The organism is Plantactinospora sp. CNZ321 (genome assembly GCF_004217235.1).
In genome coordinates this window covers 5,742,689-5,766,917 of record NZ_SHKQ01000001.1, presented here as the reverse complement: position 1 = coordinate 5,766,917, position 24,229 = coordinate 5,742,689, and the positions used below count along the sequence as shown (strand labels likewise).

At 70.9% G+C, this 24,229-nt stretch carries 17 protein-coding genes and 5 pseudogenes; 15 read left to right on the top strand and 7 right to left on the bottom strand.

What is annotated here, in order from left to right; genetic code table 11:
- Positions 1–82 precede the first annotated feature (82 nt).
- Both EV371_RS24850 and EV371_RS24840 read right to left on the bottom strand, forming a co-directional pair.
- Positions 83–433: a hypothetical protein gene (locus EV371_RS24850; RefSeq protein ID WP_130464185.1), complete on the bottom strand. Its 351-nt coding sequence runs from the start codon at positions 431–433 to the stop codon at positions 83–85.
- Positions 434–1,550: 1,117 nt separating this feature from the next.
- Positions 1,551–1,850, bottom strand: coding sequence for a hypothetical protein (locus EV371_RS24840; RefSeq protein WP_130464183.1), 300 nt, complete (start codon positions 1,848–1,850; stop codon positions 1,551–1,553).
- Positions 1,851–2,222: 372 nt separating this feature from the next.
- Between EV371_RS24840 and cutA the strand changes: the two genes are divergently transcribed.
- Positions 2,223–2,555 (top strand): divalent-cation tolerance protein CutA, encoded by a 333-nt coding sequence (gene cutA, locus EV371_RS24835; protein WP_207230604.1) that lies wholly within the window; start codon positions 2,223–2,225, stop codon positions 2,553–2,555.
- On the opposite strand, the gene EV371_RS24830 is transcribed toward cutA, so the two are convergent.
- A complete protein-coding gene (locus EV371_RS24830; RefSeq protein ID WP_130464182.1) occupies positions 2,533–3,714 on the bottom strand; it encodes a helix-turn-helix domain-containing protein in 1,182 nt (393 codons plus the stop codon). The two genes, cutA and EV371_RS24830, sit on opposite strands and share 23 nt — an antisense overlap.
- Before the next feature lie 672 nt (positions 3,715–4,386).
- Between EV371_RS24830 and EV371_RS24825 the strand changes: the two genes are divergently transcribed.
- The gene (locus tag EV371_RS24825; RefSeq protein ID WP_130464181.1) at positions 4,387–4,869 is read left to right on the top strand and encodes a hypothetical protein; all 483 of its coding nucleotides are present in this window, start codon (positions 4,387–4,389) and stop codon (positions 4,867–4,869) included.
- On the opposite strand, the gene EV371_RS24820 is transcribed toward EV371_RS24825, so the two are convergent.
- Positions 4,815–5,114, bottom strand: a complete 300-nt coding sequence (locus EV371_RS24820; RefSeq protein ID WP_130464180.1) for a DUF2277 family protein — start codon at positions 5,112–5,114, stop codon at positions 4,815–4,817. The genes EV371_RS24825 and EV371_RS24820 overlap by 55 nt on opposite strands.
- Positions 5,115–5,193: 79 nt before the next feature.
- Between EV371_RS24820 and miaB the strand changes: the two genes are divergently transcribed.
- The gene (miaB, locus tag EV371_RS24815; protein WP_130464179.1) at positions 5,194–6,687 is read left to right on the top strand and encodes a tRNA (N6-isopentenyl adenosine(37)-C2)-methylthiotransferase MiaB; all 1,494 of its coding nucleotides are present in this window, start codon (positions 5,194–5,196) and stop codon (positions 6,685–6,687) included.
- 69 nt (positions 6,688–6,756) lie between these two features.
- Here miaB and EV371_RS24810 read toward each other — a convergent pair whose 3' ends face one another.
- Positions 6,757–7,965, bottom strand: a complete 1,209-nt coding sequence (locus EV371_RS24810) for a DUF349 domain-containing protein (protein WP_130464178.1) — start codon at positions 7,963–7,965, stop codon at positions 6,757–6,759.
- 201 nt (positions 7,966–8,166) lie between these two features.
- On the opposite strand from EV371_RS24810, the gene EV371_RS24805 reads away from it, so the two are divergent.
- The 3 genes from EV371_RS24805 to dapF all read left to right on the top strand — a co-directional run bounded on the left by EV371_RS24805 (position 8,167) and on the right by dapF (position 11,027).
- On the top strand, positions 8,167–9,060 hold the full coding sequence (locus EV371_RS24805; RefSeq protein ID WP_486484777.1) for a class III extradiol dioxygenase subunit B-like domain-containing protein: 894 nt from the start codon (positions 8,167–8,169) through the stop codon (positions 9,058–9,060).
- Positions 9,057–10,007, top strand: coding sequence for a tRNA (adenosine(37)-N6)-dimethylallyltransferase MiaA (miaA, locus tag EV371_RS24800; RefSeq protein ID WP_130464177.1), 951 nt, complete (start codon positions 9,057–9,059; stop codon positions 10,005–10,007). Before EV371_RS24805 ends, miaA begins: the two co-directional genes overlap by 4 nt.
- Before the next feature lie 174 nt (positions 10,008–10,181).
- Positions 10,182–11,027, top strand: a complete 846-nt coding sequence (gene dapF / locus EV371_RS24795; RefSeq protein ID WP_130464176.1) for a diaminopimelate epimerase — start codon at positions 10,182–10,184, stop codon at positions 11,025–11,027.
- A gap of 73 nt (positions 11,028–11,100) precedes the next feature.
- Here the strand turns inward: dapF and EV371_RS24790 are convergent, their stop codons facing one another.
- Positions 11,101–12,627 carry an NAD-dependent malic enzyme gene (locus EV371_RS24790; RefSeq protein WP_207230603.1) on the bottom strand — a complete coding sequence of 509 codons (1,527 nt, stop codon included), beginning with the start codon at positions 12,625–12,627 and terminating at the stop codon, positions 11,101–11,103.
- Positions 12,628–13,232: 605 nt separating this feature from the next.
- On the opposite strand from EV371_RS24790, the gene hflX reads away from it, so the two are divergent.
- Positions 13,233–14,684, top strand: a complete 1,452-nt coding sequence (gene hflX / locus EV371_RS24785; protein WP_130464174.1) for a GTPase HflX — start codon at positions 13,233–13,235, stop codon at positions 14,682–14,684.
- 123 nt (positions 14,685–14,807) lie between these two features.
- A complete protein-coding gene (locus EV371_RS33540; protein WP_165436828.1) occupies positions 14,808–16,601 on the top strand; it encodes a hypothetical protein in 1,794 nt (597 codons plus the stop codon).
- Between the two features lie 117 nt (positions 16,602–16,718).
- Here EV371_RS33540 and lexA read toward each other — a convergent pair whose 3' ends face one another.
- A complete protein-coding gene (gene lexA, locus EV371_RS24775) occupies positions 16,719–17,504 on the bottom strand; it encodes a transcriptional repressor LexA (protein WP_349339162.1) in 786 nt (261 codons plus the stop codon).
- Between the two features lie 265 nt (positions 17,505–17,769).
- On the opposite strand from lexA, the gene EV371_RS24770 reads away from it, so the two are divergent.
- The 7 genes and pseudogenes from EV371_RS24770 to EV371_RS33945 form a co-directional block, all read left to right on the top strand.
- On the top strand, positions 17,770–18,096 hold the full coding sequence (locus tag EV371_RS24770) for a LysM peptidoglycan-binding domain-containing protein (protein ID WP_130464172.1): 327 nt from the start codon (positions 17,770–17,772) through the stop codon (positions 18,094–18,096).
- 301 nt (positions 18,097–18,397) lie between these two features.
- Positions 18,398–18,910, top strand: a complete 513-nt coding sequence (gene nrdR, locus EV371_RS24765; protein ID WP_130464171.1) for a transcriptional regulator NrdR — start codon at positions 18,398–18,400, stop codon at positions 18,908–18,910.
- Positions 18,911–18,980: 70 nt separating this feature from the next.
- Positions 18,981–19,457, top strand: a pseudogene (locus tag EV371_RS33965) (vitamin B12-dependent ribonucleotide reductase); the annotation flags it as partial.
- A 9-nt stretch (positions 19,458–19,466) separates the two neighbouring features.
- Positions 19,467–20,339, top strand: a pseudogene (locus EV371_RS34610) (LAGLIDADG family homing endonuclease); the annotation flags it as partial.
- 177 nt (positions 20,340–20,516) lie between these two features.
- Positions 20,517–21,713 (top strand): annotated as a pseudogene (locus tag EV371_RS33955) (adenosylcobalamin-dependent ribonucleoside-diphosphate reductase); the annotation flags it as partial.
- Between the two features lie 90 nt (positions 21,714–21,803).
- Positions 21,804–22,991: pseudogene (locus EV371_RS33950) on the top strand (LAGLIDADG family homing endonuclease); the annotation flags it as partial.
- Positions 22,992–24,206: pseudogene (locus EV371_RS33945) on the top strand (TSCPD domain-containing protein); the annotation flags it as partial.
- Between the last annotated feature and the right edge of the window lie 23 nt (positions 24,207–24,229).

Here is a 24,229-nt window from a genome sequence, read left to right as displayed (position 1 = left end):
TAGCCCTGGCTGCGGGGGTGAGACACGCAGCACGGCGGCCCCGGTCTCTTCAGGTGCCGGGGCCGCATCGTCGTGCGGGGCGTCAAACCCGGGCGGCTTGTACGCCCTTGGAGTGGTAGTCGGCGCGCGCTGCCGGGCCCTGACCCCAGTTAGCGGTGCATCCCTCGATCGCGTGGATCGCGCTGCGGATGACCGCCATCGACTTGCTGATGGCGGTCGCTTCGTCATCGGCGGCGATGACGAGCTCCACTACTACTGCCCCGCGGTCCGCTTCGCTCGACGTGGCAACGTCTCCAATGTCGCTGTTGCAGGCTTCCAGGTCGAGTAGCGCGTCCATCAGCCGCTCGCCTTCCCGGTGAAGCTCCTCCGTCGGCAGTCGTGAGCCGCCTGGCAGCCGTACGGCGAACTCGTGGGCGATGTGTACCTGCATCATCTGCTCTTACCCCCTCCTTCGTCGCTCCAACAACTCTTCTGCCGGGCCCACTTGATCACTTCTCTGCCATAGTTCGGGTTTGATGGAGTCAGGTGGACCTGTCGCTGGTGTAACCCGCAGGGGCAGCGGACGGTGTAGTACTTCGGCGGGTCAAGAATCTTGTACCCATGTCGGTGAAGGACCTTCAGTACAACCTCAAGATCCTTCTTTGGGTGCTTCTTCCAGTAGCCCAATACTGCCTCCTGAGAGGGGCTCAGGGTAGCGTTTGTGCAACACAGGACAGGTCCCCGGTGACAAATCGGACAAGGGCATACGTGCTTTGACGCCCAGCATGACTGTCACACGGCGAATCGGACAACCGTACGGATGGTTACCGCTTGATGTCGGAGCGGTGCTGAAGCGGCCCTGATCATGCAGCGCGGCCCTGTCCCAGCGGTAGTCCTTGACGGCGGGGACGAACAGCTGGTGATGCTCTGGCCCACCCTGATCACCGCCCTGGCCCGGGACCCGGACCGAGCGGCGACGAGCGGGTCAGCGGAGCCGGCGCCGTCGACCCGGCCCGCCCGGTCAGCTCCGGAGTCCTCTCGGCGCTCGCCACCCTGCACCGCGACGTCCCGAAGGCCGCCCGACGCTGCGCCGAGATCCTCGGCCAGCCACACCGGGCCACCCGGGACATCCCCGGCCACCTCCGGCTTCTGCCGACCTGGCACGCCCGGATGATGGCCACCAACGCCGCAGAGCCGCCCAGCAGCTCGGCACCGAGGTGACCGGGTGGCTCGGCCTCTCACTCCCGGCGCGCTCGGCCTGATCGTCCCCGACCGGCGCTGCTGGGGTACTGCCCGAACCACGACGACCCGCTGACCCTGCCCGCTCCGGCTGCCGTCAGTCGACGGCAGGCTGCCGAGCTGTGGATAACTGGGTGCCCTGTGGATGGACGCCTGATCATGCTCCGGGTGTGGTAGGCGGGCTGTCCGGCCAGCACGCCGGGCAGGCACACAACCGCGTAACCGTGCCGGCGCCATCACCGATGATGACCGCACCCGGGCAGCCGTGCGGCGTGTCGCTCGGCAACGGTGGCGGCCGGTCCGCGAGCCAGCACGACATACAGATCGTCGTCTCACCCATCGGCGGCCAGCCGTCCCCGTAGCGTCTGCGTCACCTCACGCAGCTCCTCGGCGGTCACCTTGTCCGGGTGGGCAGCGCGGGTCAGGATCTCCGCGGCCTGCCCCGGCACCGGGTCGCCGATCCGGGTGAAGTCGCCGATCCGGGTGAAGTAGTCGACGGCCCACGTCAGGTACCGGCACTGCCCGTCGTCGTCGCACTGCCAGCAGCGGGCACTGTTGCGGTGCATGTGCAGGAACCGGCGGGCCGACAGGTCCTCCAGCGTCGCCGACCAGCCGTCGAACATGCTGGTCATCGACGACGCCTTGGCATCCGCACCCAGCGACGCAGCTCCGGATCCCACCGGTAGTCCTTGACCTGGTGGAGCCGCATCCAGATCCAGCCGCGAGTACGCCACAGCAGCACGTGATCACCTCCGGTACGCCACGGCGCCCCGGAGCACAGGTCACGGAGCGCCGCTCATGTGGTGGATGGTCAGGCCGGTCCGGAGCGTCCGGGGGGACGGCGCCCCGGACCGGCCGGGGCCGCACGGTTGCGACCGGTGGTCCGACGTCCACCGCCGTGCGTCCCCGCCCGTCAGCCTCGCCGGTCAACCCAGGCGCAGGACAGCCACGGCGCGTCCCCCTGGCTGTCCGCCGCGCTGTCCGCGGACGGCTACCCTCTCCCTGTGACCGACTATCTGGAAGTGGCCACGGCAACCGAGACGGGGGAGGCCGCGGTGGCGCTCGCCGAGCATGCCGTCGGGGCCCGGCTGGCAGGCAACGCACAGGTTGTTGGGCCCGTGACCAGCGTGTTTTGGCACCTCGGCGAACAGGGCACCGGGGAGGAGTGGCGTCTGCTGCTCTACACCACGGCGAACCGCTACGCGGAGCTGGAGGCACTGCTGCTGGAGCGTCACCCGTGGGACAACCCGCAGGTGACGGCCACCCCGATCGTGGCCGGATCCGCGGCATGCCTGGCCTGGCTGTCCGAATCGGTCAGCCCCGAGGCCGGCCGCTGACCAGACCTCGCAGCTCGGTGGTGCAGGGCAGCAGCGCGTACGGGCCAAGCCGACCCAGGAACGCCTCGATCCGCTGCCCTGGCCGGGTCGATCCCACCCCGGTGGACAGCCGGACGGCGCGGCCGGCGGTGGCGCAGCCCTGCTCGACCTCGTTCGCGTCCAGGTAGGCGTCCGCCAGCCACGACAGGTACAGGGCCTTGTCCCGGGCGTGCGTGTCCTCGTACCGGCCGAGCACTGCCTCGAGGATCGGGATCGCCCGCATCGGCCGCCGCAGGACGGCCCAGCAACGACCTGCCATGATCTCCGCCTCGCGGTGGTCGACCCAGTACACCCAGTCGGGCTCGGGCCGGCCGTGGCGCTCAGTGAGGCACGTGGCTCCGAGGTCCAGATGCCGCTCTGTGTCGTCTGCGTGCCCGTTAACGGCGTGCACCCACGCGCGACGCAGATGCAGCAGCGCCCGGACGACCGGTGTCGCCGACTCGGCAGCCGTGTCGTACGCCGCCGTCATCGTCTCCGTCGCCCGGCGGCCAAGCGCCAGCTCCTGGTAGGCGAGGAAGACCATGGCGTTACCCGCCAGCGGCAGATCCCCGATGTCACGTGCGACCGCCAGACTGGACCGGTACCAACGCTCGGCGTCGTCGTGCCGGCCGGCGTCGAACGCCGCCCAGCCGGCCATCTGCGCTTGTTCCGCGAAGACCCTGAGTAACTCGCGCCCGGTGCTCTCTGTGTAGCTGCCGTCCTGGACGATCCGCAGCGTCGATTCCAGTTCGGTCGAGTACATCGCGACCGTGTCGGCGCCGCCGAGGTAGTCGTCGATCCGCCGTAGCCGGGCGGTCCGATCGGCGATCTGCTGGGGTGTGTCGGCACCGACCCGGCGGCCGTGGTGGAGGATCGCGTGCGGGAGCGCGACGGCCAGGCCAGCCCGGGCGATCACTTCCCGGCGGCGCATGCCGGTGCCGGCCAGTGCGGCGAGCGCCCCGCCCGCCCCGAGCGCCTCGTCGATGCGCTCGGCCGCCTGCGGCGTGGGCTCCTTCATCCCGGTCTCCAGCTCGTGCAGGTAGCTCTTGCCGTAGAAGGCGGTGGCGGCCAGCTTGCGCAGCGACATGCCGCGCTCGGTACGCAGTTCGCGCATCCGAGCCGCGAACCCGGTTTCAGGCATTGAGACTCCCAGGTAGCGGTCTGGGCGGCGGGCCGCCGGCCGCTACTCCGGCGCCCGCCACTTCGGACGGTACAGCCAGCGGTAGCGTGGCGTCACGCGTCGTCGGATGACCTCTCGACTGCTCGCCGCGCCATCTCTGCTGGCCGGTCGCACTCGATCTCGGCGCGGATCTGACCCAAGATCTCGGTCAGCCGTTCGTGACCTCCCGGCCCTTGGGATGTCCGGGTCGAGTGGTTCGACGTGGCTCACGTTCGGCGCGATGACCGGGGCGGCCAGAAGGTGCCGCCCCCGGCTACCGGGGAGGCGTTCGTCCCGCCGCACCTGCGGACGACGTCACGGGGCGGACGGCGGTCACCGGCGGTCTGGGGTCACGGGACCGGAGCCCGAACTGTCCGGTGGGCGACCCGGATCGCCCGAACAGGACACGCTCGGTGAGCGCCTCCGGCGAGCTGCGCCGGAACCGAGTCCTTCTCCGACTACAATAGGTAGTCAAGGGTCGTCTATTTCGGCGGATATGGTCACAGACCGGTAACTTAGCCGCTCTCGACCTGGTGTGCCCGGCACCATCGGGGGTGAGGCCGTCACACCCAGGTACGGGATGTCCGGTCCGACGGGGGATGCCCGACCGAGACCCGGCATCCAGCCACGAACGATTACGGCGAGGAGGCGGCAATGATCGAGCTGTGGAACTGGAGGACGGAGGGGCGCGTCGCCGCCTCGGAGATCCGCCTCGCACTTGCCGACGCGCTCGACGTACCGGTGCTGCCGCTCGGCGGGGTCGACCTGGCCCGGGTGCCGTCCGGCGCGCTGCTGGTGGACGTCTGGCACCGTCCCGGCGACTTCCCGAGCTCCGTCGACTGCTACGGCGTGCCGGCCGGGCTGCCGGAGGTCGGCGCCGTCGCGGCGTTCGCCCGCCGGCTGGGCCGGGCCTGTCTGCTGCCGGACGACACCCTCGACGCCGGCCGGCACCTGCTGGTCGCGGCGGACGGCACCATTCGGCCCGTGCACCACGACGTGCGCGACACCGAGGAGGGCGAGATCCTCTCCGAACAGCGGCTCTGCACCGTACTCAGCCCGCGCTGCCGGGGGTGGTCACCCTGTCAGCGGTCGCGCTGGGTCCCGGACTCGGTGATCCCGGCGCTCGCCGCCGCCTGACCGTTCGCCGCCGCCTGGCCGTTCGCCGCCGCCTGGCCGGAGCCCTTCACCACGAGCTGGTCGAGCAGGGTCCGGGTCGCCTCGGCCACCGCGGCCACCGCCGCGTCGAAGGCCGCCGCGTTGTGCGCGGCCGGGGTGCGGAAACCCGAGATCTTCCGGACGTACTGCAACGCCGCTGCCTCGATGTCCGTCTCGGTGACGACCTCGGCGTACGGCTGGCGAAGGGTCTTGATGCTCCGGCACATGGCGCTACCTTCCGGTCGAGCGGGGTGGACGTCCCGGGGGAACAGCCTTCCCGGGCCCTGCGGATACTCTGTCACTGTCATGACTACCGCAGCCCCCGGCAGCCCGCGTACCTATCAGGTGCGCACCTACGGCTGCCAGATGAACGTGCACGACTCCGAGCGGATCTCCGGACTGCTGGAGCAGGCCGGCTACGTGCGCGCGGCCGATTCCGACGATCCGGACGTGGTGGTCTTCAACACCTGTGCGGTGCGCGAGAACGCCGACAACCGGCTCTACGGCAACCTCGGGCACCTCCGCCCGGTCAAGAACAAGCGTCCCGGCATGCAGATCGCGGTCGGCGGTTGCCTGGCCCAGAAGGACCGGGGCGAGATCGTCCGCCGGGCCCCCTGGGTCGACGTGGTCTTCGGCACGCACAACATCGGTGCGCTGCCGGTGCTGCTGGAGCGGGCCCGGCACAACGCCGCCGCCGAGGTGGAGATCCTGGAGTCGCTGGAGATCTTTCCCTCCACGCTGCCGACCCGTCGCGAGTCGACGTACGCCGGCTGGGTGTCGATCTCGGTGGGGTGCAACAACACCTGCACCTTCTGCATCGTGCCGGCGCTGCGCGGCCGGGAGAAGGACCGCCGCCCCGGCGACATCCTGGCCGAGGTTCGCGCCCTGGTCGCCGAGGGTGTGCTCGAGGTCACCCTGCTCGGCCAGAACGTGAACTCGTACGGCGTCGAGTTCGGTGACCGGCTCGCCTTCGGCAAGCTGCTCCGGGCCACCGGGGAGGTCGACGGGCTGGAACGGGTCCGGTTCACCAGCCCGCATCCGAAGGACTTCACCGACGACGTGATCGCGGCGATGGCCGAGACCCCGAACGTCTGCCACTCGCTGCACATGCCGCTGCAGTCCGGCTCGGACGACGTGCTCCGGGCGATGCGCAGGTCGTACCGGGCCGAGCGCTACCTCGGGATCATCGAGAAGGTCCGGGCGGCGATGCCGGACGCGGCGATCACCACCGACATCATCGTCGGCTTTCCCGGCGAGACCGAGGCGGACTTCGTCCGCACCCTGGAGGTGGTCCGGGAGGCGCGGTTCGCCTCGGCGTTCACCTTCCAGTACTCGAAGCGTCCCGGCACCCCGGCTGCGACCATGCCGGACCAGTTGCCCAAGCAGGTGGTCCAGGAGCGGTACGACCGGCTCATCGCGGCGGTCGAGGAGATCACCTGGGCGGAGAACCGGAAGCTCGTCGGTACCCCGGTCGAGGTGCTGGTCGCGGTCGGCGAGGGACGTAAGGACGAGCGGACCGGACGGCTCTCCGGCCGGGCCCGGGACGGCCGGCTGGTGCACTTCGCCGCCGGCTCGTACGAGGGGCGGATCCGGCCCGGTGACGTCGTGCGGACCACGATCAGCTACGCCGCGCCGCACCACCTGAACGCCGACGGGGAGCCGCTGGCGCATCGGCGTACCCGGGCCGGTGACGCCGCCGAGGCGGGGCGTGCCCCGCGTACCGGAGGGGTGTCGCTCGGGCTGCCCACCGTCGGCGTGCCGCCACCGCTGCCCGCGTCCGCGGCGGCCTGCGACCGCTGAGGCGTGCGCGGGCCGGCATCAGGATCGACCGGCGCCCCCGGGCGGACCAGGTCCACCCGGTGGCCCGGCTCAGCTCGACTGTTCGGCCAACTCCAGGAACCGTCGCTTGGCGGTGAGGGCCTGCTCGGCCTCGCGGATTCGCTTCGCGTCGCCGGCTGTCCTGGCCCGCTCCAGCCGCTGCTCGGCCTCGGCCACCTGGTCGCGCATCTGCGCGAGCAGCGGGTTGGCCGACGGCTCGGTCCGCCGCCACGCCGAGTCCATCGCCTGGCGGACCTTCTCGTCCACCGCACGCAGCCGCCGGTCCAGGTTGGCCGCCGCGTCCCGGGGAACCCGGCCCGCCTCGTGCCACTGTCCCTGGATTTCCCGCAGCTTCGCCTGCGCGCCGCGCGGGTCGGCGTCGACGTCGAGCGCCTCGGCCTCGACGAGCAGGGCCTGCTTGCGTTCCAGGTTGCCGCGCTGCTCCGCGTCCCGGGCCGAGAAGACCTCGCTCCGCCGGGAGAAGAAGCTGTCCTGGGCCCCCCGGAACCGTTCCCAGAGTCGCTCCTCGGCCTCTTTGGAGGCACGCGGCGCCGCCTTCCACTGTGCCATCAGTTCCCGAAGCCGGTTGGCGGTGGCGGCCCAGTCCGTCGAGTCTGCCAGCGACTCGGCCTCGACGACCAACTCCTCCTTGGCCGCCTGGGCCTGCTTGCGCTGGGCGTCCAGGGTGGCGAAATGCGCCCCGCGCCGCCGGGTGAAGCCGTCCCGAGCGGCCGCGAACCGCTTCCACAGCTCGCCATCGGTCTTCTTGTCGACGCCGCGGATGGTCTTCCACTCGTCGAGGATCTCCTTGAGTCGGTCGCCCGCGGTCTTCCACCCGGTGGACTCCGCGGCGAGCTTCTCGGCCTCCTCGACCAGCGCCGTCTTCCTGGCCACCGCCTCGGCCCGGGCGGTTTCCCGGGCGAGGCGGGCCTCGCCCGCCTTGCTCTCGGCGAGTGTGGCCAGCCGGTCCAGTCGGATGGCGAGCGCGTCCAGGTCGCCGACCACGTGCGCCTCGGGGAGCGACGCCCGTAGCCGCCGGATGGTGGCGAGCGAACCCGACGGGTCCGCCGCCCCGGAATTGAGCCGGGCCTCTGTCAGGTCGACCTCGGTGACCAGGTCGGCGAAGCGGCGGGCGAAGTGGGCGAGGCCTTCCTCCGGCGCACCGGCCTGCCAGGAACCGACCATACGCTCGCCCTCGGCCGTCTTGACGTAGACGTTTCCGTCCGCATCCACCCGTCCAAAGGCAGTCCAGTCACTCATGAGCCCATCCTCGTTCTCCCGGCGCTGCCGGAGATGGGGGTCCCCGGCGGTCGCCGCCACGGCGCAGCAAAGTTTCTCCCGGCATTGTCACAGGTCCAACCCCGTCCGCGTCGAGCGCCTATCGTCGACCGTGACCATACGGTGTCCTTGACCGCACCCGGATCGTCTGCCCTTCGGGTGTAAGGTTCGCCCCCCGCTACGGTGGTGGGCGTGCCATTGGTCGCCGCCGCCGTCTGCCCGCACCCGCCGATGATCGTTCCGGAACTGGCCGTTTCCGCGTCCGGCGAGCTGGATGATCTCCGCCTCGCCTGCGCCGGGGCGGTCGATCGGGTGCTGGCGACCAGGCCGGACCTGGTAATCGTGGTGGGGGCCGGCGAGCGGACCGTCCGGCACGGGCCGGGCGACGCCGGCAGCTTCCGACCGTACGGGCTCGATCGGGTGCTGCGACTGGGTCCCGACGGTACCCGGACCGGGCGGGCGGACCTCCACCCGGAGCTGGAGGGCAACGACCTCGAACTGCCGCTGAGTCTGCTGATCGGTGCCTGGCTGCTGGACCGCGCCGGTGCCACCGGGCCGCGCCGGGGACAGAGCGTCGCCACGGATACCCCGGCGGACGAGTGCCGGCGGATCGGTGCCGAACTGGTCGCGGATCCGGCCGGCCGCATCGCGCTGCTGGTGATGGGGGACGGGTCGGCCTGCCGGGGCCCGCGCGCACCGGGTTACGACGATCCGCACGCCCAGCCGTACGACGACCGGGTCGCCGCGGCTCTCCGGGACGCCGACGGTTCCGCGCTGCTCGGGCTGGAGCCGGAGCTGTCGACCCGGCTGCTGGTCGCCGGCCGGGCGTCCTGGCAGGTGCTCGCCGGTGCGACGGCCCGCAGCGGCGGATCCTGGCACGGCGACCTCAGCTACTACGCGGCGCCCTACGGAGTCAGCTACTTCGTCGCGACCTGGACCCCGTCCCGGCCGACCGGATCGCCCGGATCCGGCGGCGCGCACCGGCCGCCGCGATCTGCCGAACCGCACCGGCCGCCGCGATCCGCCGAACCGAAACGGCCGCCGCGATCCGGCGCGCCGGACGGAGCGCCGGTATGAGCGGGCGTGCCCGGATCGTCGCGGTGGTCGGCCCCACCGCCACCGGCAAGTCCGACCTGAGCATCGACCTCGCCAAGGCCATCGGCGCCGAGGTGGTCAACGCCGACTCGATGCAGCTCTATCGCGGGATGGACGTCGGGACCGCCAAGCTGACCCCGGCCGAGCGCGCCGGGGTACCGCACCATCTGCTGGACATCTGGGCGGTGACCGAACCGGCGAGCGTGGCGGCGTACCAGACACTGGCTCGGGCGGCCGTTGCCGACATCCTGGACCGGGGCCGGGTACCGCTACTGGTCGGTGGCTCTGGGCTCTATGTCCGGGCGGTGCTGGACGAGTTCGAGTTCCCCGGCACGGATCCGCTGGTCCGGGCGCGGTTGGAGGCGGAACTCGCCGAGTCGGGACCGGCGCCGATGTACGCCCGGCTGCGCGCCGCCGATCCGGTGGCGGCGGAGAACATTCTGCCCGGCAACGGGCGACGGATCGTACGGGCGCTGGAGGTGATCGAGCTGACCGGTGCGCCGTTCACCGCCGCACTGCCTCGACCGACCCCGTACTACGACGCCGTGCAGCTCGGGGTGGACCGGGCGACGGAGGCGCTGGACGAGCGGATCGCCCTACGGGTGGACCGGATGTGGGCCGACGGGCTGGTCGCCGAGACCCGGGCCCTGGTCGAGCGGGGACTGCGGGACGGCCGGACCGCCAGCCGGGCGCTCGGTTACCAGCAGGTGCTGCGGCTGCTCGACGGCGAGATCTCCGAGCCGGAGGCACGGGCCGACACGATCCGGGCGACCCGACGGTTCGTCCGGCGGCAGCGCTCCTGGTTCCGTCGCGATCCCCGGATCCACTGGTTGGACGGGGCCCGGCCGGACCTGGCGGAGGCGGCCCTCGCACTGCTCGCCGACCCGTCCGCCACCACCCCGGTGGAGCCGGCCCGCGACCCCCGCTGACCCGTCGCCGGCCTGCCACCGCCCACGTCACCACCGTTACCGCGCCAGATCCTCCCTCGGGACCGCTGGAACCGTGGGGACCGATGGTGCCGGAGGGGCTGCCCGGGCGCACCGATGGTGGGCTCGGGTGAGGGTGCCCGGCGGGGACGGGGTCCGCTCGGGGATGATGGAGGAGTGCGGTTCACCAAGGGCCACGGCACCGGCAACGACTTCGTGCTCCTGCCCGACCCAGATGGCCAACTCGGCCTGACCCCGTCGATCGTGGCGGCGCTCTGCGACCGTCGGCGCGGCATCGGCGCGGACGGCGTGCTGCGGGTCGTCAGGGCGGCCAAGCACCCGGACGCGGTCGGGTATGCCGGCGCCGCCGAGTGGTTCATGGACTACTGGAACTCCGACGGCTCTTTCGCGGAGATGTGCGGCAACGGGGTACGGGTCTTCACGAAATATCTGATCTCCAACGGGCTGGCCGAGCCGGTCGACGGCAGCCTGCCGATTGCCACCCGGGCCGGCGTGGTCCGGGCCGAGGTGACGGCCGGGGAGATCGCGGTGGATCTTGGGCGCCCCCGGATCACCGGAGGAGCGGTGGCCACCCTCGGCGGGCTGACCCTGGCCGGTACCGCCGTGGACTGCGGTAACCCGCACCTGGTCTGCGTACTGCCGGCGAGCGTCGCGCTGGCCGGACTCGATCTCACCCGTCCACCCGGGTTCGACCCGGCGGCGTTTCCGACCGGGGTGAACGTCGAGTTCGTCGCTGCCGGGGAGCCGGTCGACGGCGCCGATCTGCACGTGCGGATGCGGGTCTACGAGCGGGGCTCGGCGGAGACGCTCTCCTGCGGCTCCGGCGCCTGCGCGGTGGCGGCGGTGGCGTTGCGGGACGTTGGGCGTACCAGTGGCGCGGTGGCGGTGGACGTGCCCGGCGGCCGGCTGACGGTGACCCTGGACGACGAGAGTTGTTGGCTCGCCGGCCCGGCGGTGCTGGTCGCGCACGGCGAGATCGACCTGGCCGCGTTCACCGTCTGAGTCTCCCGGTCGCCGGTCGCCGGTCGGCCTCCTCAAGCTCCGGTACGGACCCTGGCGCGGGTCGCCGGGACGGTCAGCTCGACAGCGGGCTGGCCGGGGCGGCGGCCTCGGCGGCGACCTCGGGCAGGTCGGCCGGCCCGGGGTCCGCGGCCGGCGGGGGAGCGGGCTGCTGCGCCGCGGCCCGGACCGCCGCGGCCACCGCCGGTGCCACCCGGGAGTCGAAGACGCTCGGCACGATGACCGTCGGGTTGATCTTGTCTGCCCCGACGACGTCGGCGATGGCCCGGGCGGCCGCGATCGCCATCTCCTCGGTGAACTGCTCGGCGTGCGCGTCGAGCATGCCGCGGAAGACGCCCGGGAAGGCGAGCACGTTGTTGATCTGGTTGGGCTGGTCTGACCGACCGGTGGCGACCACAGCCGCGTGCCTGCGCGCGTCCCGGGGATCCACCTCCGGGTCCGGGTTGGCCAGCGCGAAGACGATCGAGTCGGGGGCCATCGCGGCGACATCGTCGCCGGTGAGCAGGTTGGGAGCGCTCACCCCGATGAAGACGTCAGCCCCGCGCAGGGCCGCCTTGAGCTCGCCGGAGAAGGCGTCCCGGTTCGTGTTCTCGGCGAGCCACTGCCAGGCAGGGTTCAAGCCGGCCAGGTTGCGGTGCAGCGGCCCCTGTCGGTCGTACGCGATGATGTCGCCGACGCCCTGCCGGAGCAGCAGTTTCATGATGGCCGTACCGGCGGCACCGGCACCGGAGACCACCACCCGGACGTCGGCGAGCTTCTTGCCGACCACCCGGAGGGCGTTGGTGAGCGCGGCGAGCACCACGATCGCGGTGCCGTGCTGGTCGTCGTGGAAGACCGGAATGTCGAGCAGTTCACGCAGCCGGGTCTCGATCTCGAAGCACCGTGGCGCGGCGATGTCCTCCAGGTTGATCCCGCCGTACTGCGGGGCGATCGCGCGGACGATCGAGACGATCTCGTCCGGGTCCTGGGTGTCCAGCACCACCGGCCAGGCGTCCACCCCGCCGAACCGCTTGAAGAGTGCGGCCTTGCCCTCCATCACCGGTAGTGCCGCCGCCGGACCGATGTTGCCCAGCCCGAGTACGGCCGAGCCGTCCGTCACCACCGCGACGGTGTTCCGCTTGATGGTCAGCCGCCGCGCGTCGGCGGGGTTCTCCGCGATGGCCAGGCAGACCCGTGCGACTCCCGGGGTGTACGCCCGGGAGAGCTCGTCCCGGTTGCGCAGCGCCACCTTCGGGGCAACCTCGATCTTGCCGCCCAGGTGCAGCAGGAAGGTCCGGTCGGAGACCTTGCGAACGTCCACCCCGTTCAGCCCGGTCAACGCCTTCACCACCTGGTCGGCGTGGGTGGCATCGGCGGTGTCGCAGGTCAGGTCGACGACCACAGTGGTGGGATCGGAGTCGACCACGTCGAGCGCGGTCACGATGGCGCCGGCCTCCCCGACGCAGGTGGTCAGCCGGCCGATGGCCGAGGCGTCCGCCGTTACGCTGATCCGGATGGTGATCGAGAATCCGGCGCTCGGCAGTCGGGTGATCGCCACGTGGTCCTCCGTCGTATTCCGCGGCTTCGTTGCCGTTGTCTGCATTCTCGCGTGCCGGGCCGGAGCCGCCATCGGCCGGGCCGGCCTCCGTCGCCATCCGACGACCCGCACCACCCTAGGCCGGGTCGCCGACGCCGCCGAAGCCAGCCCGGGCGGTTGAGACACCATCGACGTACCCTGCGGGGTTCTTACCGGGCCGGCGCCCGGCCGGGAATGTTCCGGCGGTGCCGCCCGTTGCGCAAGCTGCGGTTGCCTCGCGCCCGACGCGGTCGCCGGGCGGCCGCGTCAACGGTCGATGCCAACGGCTGATGCCAGCGGTCGGTGGCCAACGTTCGATGGCCAACGTTCGGGACGCCGACGGCTGGTCTGCATAGCGGGTGCGGGCATATCCGGGTGCGTGCGAGGGACGCGCGTGTCACGATTGAATGCCACCGGCGCGCACGGCCCACACCGATCCACCCGGAGAAGCCGCAAAGCGCCCAGACGGCGTGAGAGGCTCGAGATGGCCGCCCGCCCGGGCAACCGGAAACCCGGGCAACGAGACCCGCAAAAGAGACTCCGGGCAACCGGAGACCCGGCAACGGGAGCGTCAGGCCCGAGCGGAGACCGGAAACATCGAGACCGGAAACACCCAGATCAGGAGGAACGGCTTGCGAGACCAGGAAAGCTTCGTTCGGTTGGCCGACGAGGACCTTGACGCCATCGTCATCGATGGCGACGTCACCACCGGCGAGCTGGAACTGGAGGACCGCCAGGCGCTTCGCCGGGTCGCGGGCCTCTCCACCGAACTCGCCGACGTCTCCGAGGTCGAATACCGGCAGCTCAGGCTGGAGCGGGTGGTCCTGGTCGGCGTCTGGACGGACGGCACGGTGACCGAGGCGGAGAACTCCCTCGCGGAGCTCGCCGCGCTCGCCGAGACGGCCGGCTCGCAGGTGCTGGAGGGCCTGATCCAGCGGCGCAACCGGCCGGATCCGGCCACCTACATCGGCCGGGGCAAGGTCGACGACCTCGGCTCGGTGGTGGTGGCCTCCGGCGCCGACACGGTGATCTGCGACGGCGAGCTGTCCCCGTCCCAGCTGCGCAACCTGGAGCAGCGCACCAAGGTCAAGGTGGTCGACCGGACCGCGCTGATCCTCGACATCTTCGCTCAGCACGCCAAGAGCCGGGAGGGTAAGGCCCAGGTCGAGCTGGCCCAGCTCGAATACCTGCTTCCCCGGCTGCGTGGCTGGGGTGAGAGCCTTTCCCGGCAGGCCGGCGGTAGCGGCCGTGGCGGTGGCGCCGGTGGTGGCGTCGGGCTCCGTGGTCCCGGTGAGACGAAGCTGGAGACCGACCGGCGCCGGATCCGTATCCGGATCTCCCGGCTCCGCCGCGAGATCAAGAACATGCGGACCGCCCGGATCACCAAGCGGGCCCGCCGGGCCCGCAACGGCGTGCCGGCCGTGGCCATCGCCGGCTACACCAACGCCGGCAAGTCCAGCCTGCTCAACCGGCTGACCAATGCCGGGGTACTGGTCGAGGACGCCCTCTTCGCCACGCTGGACCCGACGACCCGCCGGGCGTACGCCTCGGACGGCCGGGTCTACACCCTGGCCGACACCGTCGGGTTCGTCCGGCACCTTCCGCACCAGATCGTCGAGGCGTTCCGCTCCACGCTTGAGGAGGTCGCCGACGCAGACCTGGTCGTGCACGTGGTGGACGGTGCGCACGCCGACCCGGAGGAGCAGGTCCGGGCGGTACGTGAGGTGCTGGCCGAGGTCGGTGCGGACAAGCTCCCCGAGCTGCTGGTGGTCAACAAGACCGACGCGGCGGACGAGGAGACCCTGCTCCGGTTGAAGCGGGAGTGGCCGGACGCGGTCTTCGTCTCCGCGCGCACGGGGGCCGGCGTCGCGGACGTCCGGGCGGCGATCGAGGCCCGGTTGCCCCGTCCGGCGGTGGAGGTCCGAGTGGTCCTTCCCTACGATCGGGGTGACCTGGTCGCCCGGGTACACCGCCGGGGCGAGGTACTCGGCACGGCGCACCTGCCGGAGGGGACGAAACTGCACGTACGGGTGGACGAGGCGCTCGCCGCGGAACTGGCGCCGTACCGGGAGGTAGTGGCGTGACCGGCCGCTCCGTTGGCCGGTGACGGGCTCCATCGGCCCGGTGACGGACTTCGTTGGCCCGGTGACGGAGGGTTGATCACGCCGCGTCCCCGGTTGGCGGCGACTGCATGCGACACTGAGCGGATGCGGCGAGTCCTCTCCATGGTGCCGGTTGTCTCCGGCGTGCTCGGGTTGAGCCTGGGCCTGGTCGGAGCCAGTCTCGGTTTCGGAGCTGTCGCGGCCTCCGCCGCCGCCGGCAAGAAGGTCTGCACCATCACCGACGAGCGGATGACTGAGCTCTCCGGCATGATCGCCACGTCGAGTGGTTACGTGATGATCAATGACGGAAGTGAGGATCCGTCCCGGGAGCGGGTCTTCCTGCTGGACACCAAGTGCAAGCTGAAGAAGACCGTCCAGTACGCGAGCAACCCGCTTGACCCGGAGGATCTCGCGCTCTCTCCGGACGGCAAGACGGTCTGGATCGCCGACACCGGCGACAACGGCGACGAGCGGCGGACCAGCGTCGTGCTCTGGAGCATGCCGGTCAGCGGTGCCAGCAAGCCGGTGCTGCACCGGCTGACCTTTCCCGGCAACAAGCGGCACGACGCCGAGGCGCTGCTGATCGGGTCCGACAACGTACCGCTGATCATCACAAAGGCGACCGGCAAGGCCGAGATCTACCGCCCGAAGGCGGCCCTGAAGAAGAACAACGACGAGGGTGTGCCGCTGGCGAAGGCCGGTGAGATCACCCTGCCGAAGTCCTCCACCGCCAACCCGTTCGGCGCGGCGGGCCGGGTGACGATCACCGGCGCGGCGCGGTCGCCGGACGGCAGCCGGATCGCCCTGCGTACCTACGCGGACGCCTTCGAGTGGGACGTTCAGGACGACGACCTGGTCAAGACACTGACGACTGGGAAGCCTCGGATGACGCCCCTGGCCGACCCGTTCGGCGAGGCCATCGCCTACACCCCGGACGGCAAGAATCTCCTCACCGTTTCGGACGTCGCGTCACTCGACCAGGACCTGGACGTGACGGTGCTGAGCTACACCCCGAGCAACGAGGTGGCGGCCGCGGCCGACGGCTCCGGTACCGACAAGAAGAAGTCCGCGAAGTCCTGGACGGATTCGTTGACCCTCGACGACATCACCTACCTCATCGCGGCCGTGGGGGTGCTCGGCGCCCTGCTGGTCGGGCTCGGCGTCTTCGGGATCGTGCGGTCCCGCCGCCGGCCCAGGGAGGACGGCCTGGGAGCCGTTGGACCCGACGGTGACGACGTCGATCCGAGGGCCGGCCGGGAGGGCGCCTCGGGCGGCGACCGGGACCGTCCCGGTGGCCGGCGAGCCGACCACGACGACGGGGCGGACTGGGGTCCGGCCCGGTCCGGCGGGTACGACGACGGCTACCGCTCCGATCGCCCGGCCGACGACTACGAGCCGGTCGGCCGGGGCAGGCCGTCCGGCGGTGTGTACGGCGGGAAGCCGGTCGACGGCGGCGGTGTGTACGGCGCGAAGCCGGCCGGCGGAGGCGGCGTGTACGGCGGCGGCCGTCCTCCGGGCGGCGCCGGCGGCCGGCCCCATGGTGGCGGTCGCCCCCCACAGGGCGGTGGCGTCGGTCGCCCCCCGGGTGGCGGTGGTCGCCCACCAGCCGGCGGCGGCGTGTACGGCGCTCCCGCTGGCGGTGGTGGTGCTCCGGCCGGCCGGCCGCGGGCCGGTGGCGGCGGTGTCTATGGCGGCCAGCCGCCGGGCGGCGACGGCCACGGTAACGGCAACGGTCGGGGTGCTCGCCCCGGGCCGGACGACCAGTGGGGCGATCAGCGTGGCGGCCCGCCGTGGAGTGGCCAGGGCGCCGGGCCCCGGGGCGGCGGGCCCCGGGGTGCCCAGTACGGCCAGCCCCGGCAGCGCTCCGGCGGGCATCCCGACGACTACGACTACCGCTGATCCGAGCACACCACCGGCCCGGCCGCGCAGATTCCGGCTCGATCCACCGCTGCTCCGGGATGGGTCCGACCCGCGTCGGGCCCATCCCGCCGGCGGTGGGGACCAACGGCCGGTCCGTCAGATCCGGCGGAGCACCGCCACGACCCGGCCCATGATGGTGGCGCTGTCCCCGGCGATCGGGTCGAAGGCGGAGTTGGCCGGCATCAGCCAGACGTGCCCGTCCCGGCGGCGGTAGGTCTTGACCGTCGCCTCGCCGTCCAGCATCGCCGCGACGATCTCTCCCGAGTTCGCGGTCGGCTGCTGGCGGACGACCACCCAGTCGCCGTCACAGATCGCCGCGTCCAGCATCGAGTCGCCCTTGACCTGGAGCATGAAGACCTCGCCCTCGCCGACCAGTTCGCGGGGGAGCGGGAAGACGTCCTCGACGGCCTGCTCGGCGAGGATCGGGCCACCGGCGGCGATCTGACCGAGCAGGGGCACGTAGGCCGGGGTCGGGCGCTGCGCCCGGGCGGTCTCGTCGTCGATCATCTCGCTCGGCGGGCGGACGTCCACCGCCCTTGGGCGGTTCGGATCGCGCCGGAGGAATCCCTTGCGTTCCAGTTCCTTGAGCTGATAGGCCACGCTCGACGGGGAGACCAGGCCGACTGCCTCGCCGATCTCCCGGACGCTGGGCGGGTAGCCGTAGCGCTCCACCCAGTCCCGGATGAACTCGAGGATGCGGCGCTGCCGGGCGGTGAGGTCGGCGGTGACCAGGTCCGGGAAGGCGCTCACCACCGGCGTCACCGCACGCAGTGCGGGGGCGCCCTCCCGGCTCCGCGTTCCGGCCGCGCGTCGGCTGGCCCGGGTGCCAGGTGTGGCGCTCTTCTGGGGCTTCTGCCGGCTCGTCCGGTCCTCGGTCGACACGTCGTCCTCCTGATGGCGGTGGGGGTGCCTTGGCGGCTCGTGGTGCGTCGTGGCTCGTGGTGCGTCGTGGCTCGAACCCGGTCCCGCGTGTCGCACGGTCCCGTTGTCGATGGTCAAAACCGTATAGGTGAGATCACGTAGTTTCAAACATCTGTACGACATTCTGTGCGGCGTGTCGCCTCCGTCGGCTCGACATCGAACGCGTGTTCTGATAAACCATCGTACGTCCGTTCGTTCGAACTGATGTTCGACCTTGGAGGTCGCGATGGGTGCGACGGGATATCCGAGAACCTCCCAGGGTGGCGGCCGGCTGCGGCTCACCCGCCGGGGGCGGCTGGTCGTGACCCTGTTCCTGCTGCTCCTCGTCGCGGGACTGGCGGCGATCCTCTCGCCCGCCTCCCGGGCCGCCGATCCGCCGCGTTCGCCCGAGACGGCGGTGGTCCGGCCCGGTGACACCCTCTGGTCGGTTGCCGAGCGGCACCGGCCCGGCCGGCGCCCGTTCCCGGTGATCGACGAGATCCGCCGGCTCAACGGGCTCGACGACCACACGGTGCACGCCGGTCAGCGGCTGATCCTGCCGGCCAAGCGGTAACCACTCGCCGACAGCGCGGTTGGAGAAGTTGCGGGCCGCGCCACGCCCCGTTCAACTTGACCTCGGCTCGTCGGCGACATACGGTCGACCCCTAGATGTAGTAGTGACAAGGGTGTAAGTCGCCTAGAAGTTGGGGTTTCACTACCCACAGCTCTCAGGTTCGCGCAACGCCACGGGAGCCGCCGAAGGTGGCTGGCCCGTAGGTGCCGGCTGCCTGTGGGCGGGGCCGCGTTCGTGGCGGCCCGACGGGGTGGTGGTTCCGCCGGCCCGGCGGTTCCCGCGGTTGCGAAGGAGGTCGGCGATGCGGTGTCCGTACTGTCGGCACGCCGACTCCCGGGTGGTCGACTCGCGCGAGGCCGACGACGGCCAGCTGATCCGGCGCCGACGGGCCTGCCCGGAATGCGGCAAGCGGTTCACCACGGTCGAGGAGCCGGTGCTCGCGGTCGTCAAGCGCAGCGGGGTCACCGAGCCGTTCAGCCGGACGAAGATCATCGGCGGGGTGCGGAAGGCGTGTCAGGGCCGTCCGGTGGACGACGACGCGATCGCCCTGCTGGCCCAGCGGGTGGAGGAGACGGTCCGGGCCAAGGGCGCGGCCGAGCTGCCCAGTCACGAGGTGGGGCTCGCCATCCTGGGCCCGCTGCGCGAACTGGACGAGGTGGCCTATCTGCGCTTCGCCAGCGTGTACCGGTCGTTCGAGTCGCTGGACGACTTCGAGCGGGAGATCGACGCGCTGCGGTCGGCGGCGGTGGCGCGGAGCCGGTCGGCGGTGGACGGCGTCGGGGCCGCCCTGCCGGCGGGCGAGCCGGCCAGTTAGTTCTTTTGGGAAACAGATCAGCGAGGCCGTACGGCGGGAAGAGTCGTGCGTGCGTAAGGGGGCGGATGAGATGTCGGGGGAAGGTGTGACAGCAGGTAAGTCACGTACCCGGGCGGCGGCGGCGACGGCCGGCCTGAAGGTCGAGCGCGTCTGGACCACCGAGGGGGTGCACCCGTACGACGAGGTGACCTGGGAGCGCCGGGACGTCGTCATGACGAACTGGCGGGACGGCTCGATCAACTTCGAGCAGCGGGGCGTCGAGTTCCCGGAGTCGTGGAGCGTCAACGCGGCCAACATCGTCACCACCAAGTACTTCCGGGGCGCGGTCGGCACGCCGGAGCGGGAGTGGTCGCTCAAGCAGCTCATCGACCGGGTGGTGCGGACGTACCGGGCGGCGGGGGAGCAGCACGGCTACTTCGCCAGCCCGGCCGACGCCGAGGTCTTCGAGCACGAACTGGCCTGGATGCTGCTGCACCAGGTGTTCAGCTTCAACTCGCCGGTCTGGTTCAACGTCGGCACCGCCTCGCCGCAGCAGGTCAGTGCCTGCCAACCGTACGACTCGCTGGTGAGCACCCCGGGTGGACTGGTGCCGATCGGTCGGCTCGTCGAGGAGAACGCGGTCGGCACGAAGGTTTACGACGCCCACGGGCTGACCAAGATCCTCGCGGTAAAGGCCAATGGCGTGAAAGACGTGTTGCGGCTGCACACCAAGGCCGGTTACACGCTTGATGTCACCGCCGACCACCTGGTCTGGAAGTCGACGGGCGAGGAAAGCGGCCAGTTCGTGCCCGCCGGCACGCTCGTCGCTGGCGACGCCCTCCAGTGGCACCGCCGGGACGCATACGGCGAGGACGAGATTCAGCTACGGGAGATCGCCGAGGCTGCGTTGGCCGGATGGATGCAGTCGGACGGCTTCGTCGGGCAGTACCCGCACGGTACGAATCGGTCGATGACGATCGAGGCCATCACGGTCAACGACTACGAGCTCGACTGGGTGGTGACCGCGATCGACGAGGTGTTCCCGGGAGCACACCGACACGAGCGCGAGGTCGCGACCCAGGACGAGAACCCGGACTGCCGGCGTACCCGCCTCTACGGCGAGCACCTGCGGCCCTTCGTGGACAAGTGGGGCCTGCTGCACCGGGGGACCGCGATGGAGGTGCCGGCCGCCCTCTTCACGGCACCGCTGCCGGTGGTCGCCGCGTACCTGAAGAGCATTTTCCAGGCCGAGGGGTACGTCTCGGCGCGGGAAAGCTCCACCCGGGTGGCGGTCGACATGGTGTCCGAGAAGCTGGTCCGTGGCCTGCAACGGCTGCTGCTGCGTTTCGGGATCTTCTCCCGGGTCTCCTACAAGGCCGACAAGCGGGAAGATCGTCTCGGTTGCTGGTCGCTGGGGATCCAGAATGACGGCGACCGGCAGATCTTCGCCGACGAGATCGGGTTCGTCGATGTCTGGAAGTCGGACCGGCTGGAGCAGGGGTTCGGCAAGCCGGGTCGGGCCGCGAAGCCGACCAAGCGGGTGCAGATCGACCGGATCGAGCGGCTCGGCCCGATGGAGGTCTACGACATCCAGACCGAGTCGGGGGAGTACCTTTCCGACAATCTCCGCGTGCACAACTGTTTCATCCTCGCCGTCGACGACTCGATGGACTCCATCCTCGACTGGTACAAGGAAGAGGGGCTGATCTTCAAGGGCGGCTCCGGCTCCGGGGTGAACCTCTCCCGGATCCGCTCCTCCAAGGAACTGCTCTCCAGCGGCGGCACCGCCTCCGGCCCGGTCAGCTTCATGCGCGGTGCGGACGCCAGCGCCGGCACCATCAAGTCCGGCGGTGCGACCCGGCGGGCGGCCAAGATGGTCATCCTGGACGTCGACCACCCCGACGTCGAGGAGTTCGTGCTCACCAAGGCGCGGGAAGAGCACAAGATCCGCGCGCTGCGGGACGCCGGCTTCGACATGGACCTCGGTGGCTCCGACATCGTCAGCGTGCAGTACCAGAACGCCAACAACTCGGTTCGGGTCTCCGACGAGTTCATGCGGGCGGTGCAGGACGGCGGCACGTTCGACCTGCGCGGCCGACTGGACGGCAGCGTGATCGAGACTGTCGACGCCAAGGGGCTGTTCCGGACCATCTCCCAGGCCGCCTGGGAGTGCGCCGACCCCGGCCTGCAGTACGACGACACGATCAACGACTGGCACACCTGTCCGGAGACCGGGCGGATCACCGCCTCCAATCCCTGCTCGGAGTACCTGCACCTGGACAACTCCTCGTGCAACCTGGCCTCGCTCAACCTGATGAAGTTCCTTCGCGCCGACGGCGGCTTCGAGGTGGCGAAGTTCGTCAGGTCGGTCGAGCTGGTCATCACCGCGATGGACATCTCGATCTGCTTCGCCGACTTCCCGACCGAGAAGATCGGCGAGACCACCCGGGCCTACCGGCAGCTCGGCATCGGGTACGCCAACCTCGGCGCGCTGCTGATGGCGACCGGCCACCCGTACGACTCGGAGAGCGGCCGGTCGGTGGCCGCCGCGATCACCTCTCTGATGACCGGCACCGCCTACCGTCGCTCGGCCGAGCTGGCCGCGGTGGTCGGCGCCTACGACGGATACTCCCGCAACGCCGAGCCGCACAAGCGGGTGATGCGCAAGCACGCCGCCGCGAACGACGCGATCAAGCCGACCGGTACGGTCGCGACCGAGATCGTCCGGGAGGCCACCAGGCAGTGGACCCAGGGCAACAAGACCGGTGACAGGGCCGGCTGGCGCAACGCCCAGGCCAGCGTGCTCGCACCCACCGGATGCCTGACCCCGGACACGCTGGTCACGACCGACCGTGGCCTGACGCGGCTCGGCGAGATCGGCGACGTCTACGGCGATCGGTGGCAGGACCTGGACATGCGGGTCTCCACCGACGAGGGTGCCCGCAGGGCCACCAAGTTCTTCGTCAACGGGGAGGAGCCGACCCGGCGGGTGGTCACCGCCAGCGGCTACGCGATCCAGGGCACCCTCGTGCACCGGATCAAGATCGTCGACGCACAGTCCGGCGAGTGGGTCTGGAAGCGGATGGCGGACGTCGCCCCAGGGGACCTGGTTCCGATCCAGCTCGGCACGTTGGTCGGCGAGCCGCGTCGGGTGCCGCTGCCAGTGCTCGACCAGGCGTACTACGCAGGCGACCGTCGACTGCACGCGCCCGACCAGGTCGACACGGACCTCGCCGAACTGGTCGGCTACTTCATGGGCGACGGGAGCCTGCACGCCGAAGGTCTGCGGTTCTGCGTCGCAGACACCGATCTGGACGTCGTCGAACGGCTGCGGGTGCTGAGTAAGGGGCTTTTCGGTCTGGAGCCGGTTGTCACGGCACGGACCGGCTACCAGGAGGTGACGCTGCAGTCGGTGCGGTTGGCCCGGTGGTGGCAGACGGCCGGATTCGCCAAGGCCCTGCCGCAGGCCGACCACACCGGCAAGGGCTGGTCACCCAGGGTGCCGTCGGCGATCCTGGAGACCAACGACCCCGCTGTGTACGCGGCGTTCCTGCGCGGTCTGTTCGAGGCGGACGGTACTGTCGCCGCCGGTGTGCCGGCTGTCTCGACATCGACCGAATCGTTCGCCGCCGAGGTCCGGACGCTGCTGCTCACGCTCGGGATGGCCACCACCACCCGGCGGACGACCAGCGGTATGGGCCCCGACATCTGGCAGGTTCGGCTGCGCAACCTGGAGCACGCCCTGGCATTCGAGGAGATGGTCGGCTTCATCGGAGAGCGCAAGGCTCGCCTGCTGGTTGTCGAGCCGACCCAGACCGGCAACAGGGACCGGATTCACCTGCCTGGCGGGCTCTGGGAACTGCTCGTGCCGGCCGGCCACGAACTGCGTGACGCGGTCACCCAGTCGCTGCGCAAGACCGGCGGGGTGCCCCGGGCAGTGGCGATGCGGCTTTTCGCCGAGACCGGTGACGACCGGCTCGGGCATGCGCTCGGCTACCTCTTCGAGACGGTCGCGGCAAACGAGGACAGCGGTATCCAGCCGACGTACGACCTGTCGGTGCCGGAGAACGTCACCTACGTCGCCAGCGGCTTCGTCAGCCACAACACCATTGGCCTGATGATGGACTGCGACACCACCGGGGTGGAGCCGGACCTCGCGCTTGTCAAGTTCAAGAAGCTGGTCGGCGGCGGCTCGATGCAGATCGTCAACCAGACCGTGCCGCGCGCCCTGCGCAGCCTCGGCTACCCGGAGGAGCAGGTCGAGGCGATCGTCGAGCACATCTCCGAGCACGGCCACGTGATCGACGCACCCGGGCTGAAGCCGGAGCACTACGCCGTCTTCGACTGCGCGATGGGCCAGCGTTCGATCGCCCCGATGGGGCACGTCCGGATGATGGCCGCCGTGCAGCCGTTCATCTCCGGCGCGATCTCCAAGACGGTCAACATGCCGGAGGCGGCGACGGTCGAGGAGGTCGAGGAGATCTACTTCGAGGGCTGGAGGCTCGGTCTCAAGGCCCTGGCGATCTACCGGGACAACTGCAAGGTCGGCCAGCCCCTCTCCGCCGCCAGGAACGAAAAGGAGAAGGCGGTCGAGCCGGCTTCCGCGGAGAAGGCGGTCGAGAAGGTCGTCGAGTACCGGCCGGTGCGTAAGCGGCTGCCGAAGAAGCGCCCCTCCGAGACGGTCTCGTTCTCGGTCGGCGGGGCCGAGGGCTACCTCACCGCCTCGTCGTACCCGGACGACGGCCTCGGCGAGGTCTTCCTGAAGATGTCGAAGCAGGGCTCGACGCTGGCCGGGGTGATGGACGCCTTCTCGGTGGCCATCTCGATCGGCCTGCAGTACGGCGTGCCGCTGGAGACGTACGTCAGCAAGTTCACCAACATGCGGTTCGAGCCGGCCGGGATGACCGACGACCCGGACATCCGGATGGCGGCCTCGGTGATGGACTACATCTTCCGCCGGTTGGCGCTGGACTTCCTGCCCTACGAGCGCCGGGCCGAGCTGGGCATCTTCACCGCCAAGGAGCGGGCCGCGCAGCTGCGGGCCGAGGCCGAGGCGGAGAACGGGGTGGACCTCGCCGCGATGGCCGCCTCGGCGCCGGTGGAGACGACCAGGCCGGAGCCGGCGGCGGAGCGGCAGCAGGTCGAGGTGGTGGCGGAACGGCCGGCGCCGACGGTCGGCTCCTCCACCGAGCTGCTGGAGTCGGTGCTGGGAACGGCGGCCGATGCACCGCTCTGCTTCACCTGCGGCACCAAGATGCGCCCCGCCGGCAGCTGCTACGTCTGCGAGGGCTGCGGTTCGACCTCCGGTTGCAGCTGACCTGATCCGGATCGCGGTCGTAG